Annotated in this window: 3 protein-coding genes; all 3 read left to right on the top strand. The window is 61.8% G+C overall.

Translation table 11 applies throughout. The annotated features are described in order from the left end of the window. A partial coding sequence (locus tag EOA75_RS32420) for an ABC transporter permease (RefSeq protein ID WP_206517105.1) occupies window positions 1-184 on the top strand: 184 nt, incomplete at its 5' end. Between the two features lies 1 nt (window position 185). Continuing rightward, entirely contained in the window at window positions 186-1,004 is an 819-nt protein-coding gene (locus tag EOA75_RS32425) for an ABC transporter ATP-binding protein (RefSeq protein ID WP_067328403.1), read from the top strand. A 14-nt stretch (window positions 1,005-1,018) separates the two neighbouring features. After that, a partial coding sequence (locus tag EOA75_RS32430; RefSeq protein WP_164747740.1) for an MlaD family protein occupies window positions 1,019-1,804 on the top strand: 786 nt, incomplete at its 3' end.

Consider the following 1,804-nt stretch of genomic DNA (forward strand, 5'->3'; position numbering starts at 1 on the left):
GCTGATCAAGGCGCCGTTCATGGCCATGATCATCGGCACCATCGCTTCGGTCGAGGGCATGAAGGTCGGCGGCAGCGCCGAATCGCTCGGCCAGCACGTGACCGCGTCGGTGGTGAAGTCGATCTTCGTCGTCATCATCCTCGACGGGCTTTTCGCCATGTTCTACGCATCGATCGGGTTTTGAGATGGCGGTTGCAAGCGGCAACGGGGTCAACACGGCGCAGAACGCGGACGAGAGCGAGATCGTGCTTTCGGTCCGTGACGTCACGGTTGCCATCGAAGACAAGCTGATCCTCGACAAGCTTTCGCTCGACATCGAGCGCGGCGAGATCCTGGGGTTCGTCGGCGCCTCGGGCGCCGGCAAGTCGGTGTTGCTGCGCACCATCCTCGGGCTTATGCCGAAGCAATCGGGAACCATCAGGCTGTTCGGCGTCGACGTCGATAAGGCAAGCGAGATCGAGCGCCTGCGCATCGACATGCGGCTCGGCGTCCTGTTCCAGCACGGCGCGCTGTTTTCGGCGCTGACGGTGCTGGAAAACGTGCAGGTGCCGATGCGCGAGTATCTCGACCTGCCGAAGAAGCTGATGGACGAACTCGCCATGCTCAAGGTCGAGTTGGTCGGGCTGCCGCCGGATGCAGCGCAGAAATTCCCCTCCGAGCTGTCGGGCGGCATGATCAAGCGCGCGGCGTTGGCTCGCGCGCTGGCGCTCGATCCAGACATCGTCTTCCTCGATGAGCCGACCTCGGGCCTCGATCCGATCAGCGCGGCCGAATTCGACGAATTGGTCGTCAAGCTGCGCGATACGATGGATTTGACTGTCTACATGGTCACGCACGACCTCGACACGCTGTTCACCGCCTGCGACCACGTGGCGGTGCTCGGTAAGAAGAGGGTGCTGGTCGAAGGCACGATCGACGACATGCTGAAAAGCGAGGAGCCGTGGGTAAAATCCTATTTCCGCGGAAAACGCGCCCGGCAACTTGATCTTGCGGCTCGCGCATAGCCATAAGTGAGGTAATGGAAACCAGAGCCAACTACGTCATTGTCGGCATTTTCACGCTGGCCGCGATCCTCGCGGCCTTCGCCTTCGTCTACTGGACGGCCGCGATCGGCGAGCGTGGCGAGACGATTCTGTTGCGCGTGCGCATCCCGGGCTCGGCTTCGGGCCTTGGCCGCGGCAGCTTCGTGCTGTTCAACGGCGTCAAGGTGGGCGACGTCAAACGGGTCTATATCGATGTCGACAACCCGACCGTCGCCATCGCCGACACCGAGATCGACCGCATGACGCCGATCACCAAGTCCACGCAGGCCGATATCGGGCTCGCCGGCCTCACCGGCCAGGCCAATATCGAGCTGAAAGGCGCCGATCCCAAGGAAGTGAAGCTGCTCGACCAGGCCGAGAAAGAAGGCAGGGTTCCGGAGATCGTCGCCAATCCGTCGGCCGTGACCAACCTGCTGCAGACGGCGCAGAACATCTTCACGCGTGCCGACAAGGTGCTTTCCGAGTTGGAAGGCTTCACCAAGGATGTTCGCGGACCGCTGACGCAGACAGTCAAGAACGTCGAGACCTTCTCCAACGCGCTGGCCAAGAATTCGGACGGCATCGATAAATTCCTGTCCGCCGTGAGCTCGCTTTCGGAGCAATTGCAAAATGTGTCGGGCCGACTCGACAGCACGCTGAAGGCGGCCGAGGGCCTGCTCAATTCGGTCGACAAGGACCGGATCAAGAGCATCGTCGCCAATGTCGACACGGTCACCGCGAACCTCAAGGAAACCAGCGGGCAGTTGGACGGCGTGCTGAAG

Source organism: Mesorhizobium sp. M1A.F.Ca.IN.022.07.1.1 (assembly GCF_003997575.1).
Lineage (GTDB): Bacteria > Pseudomonadota > Alphaproteobacteria > Rhizobiales > Rhizobiaceae > Mesorhizobium.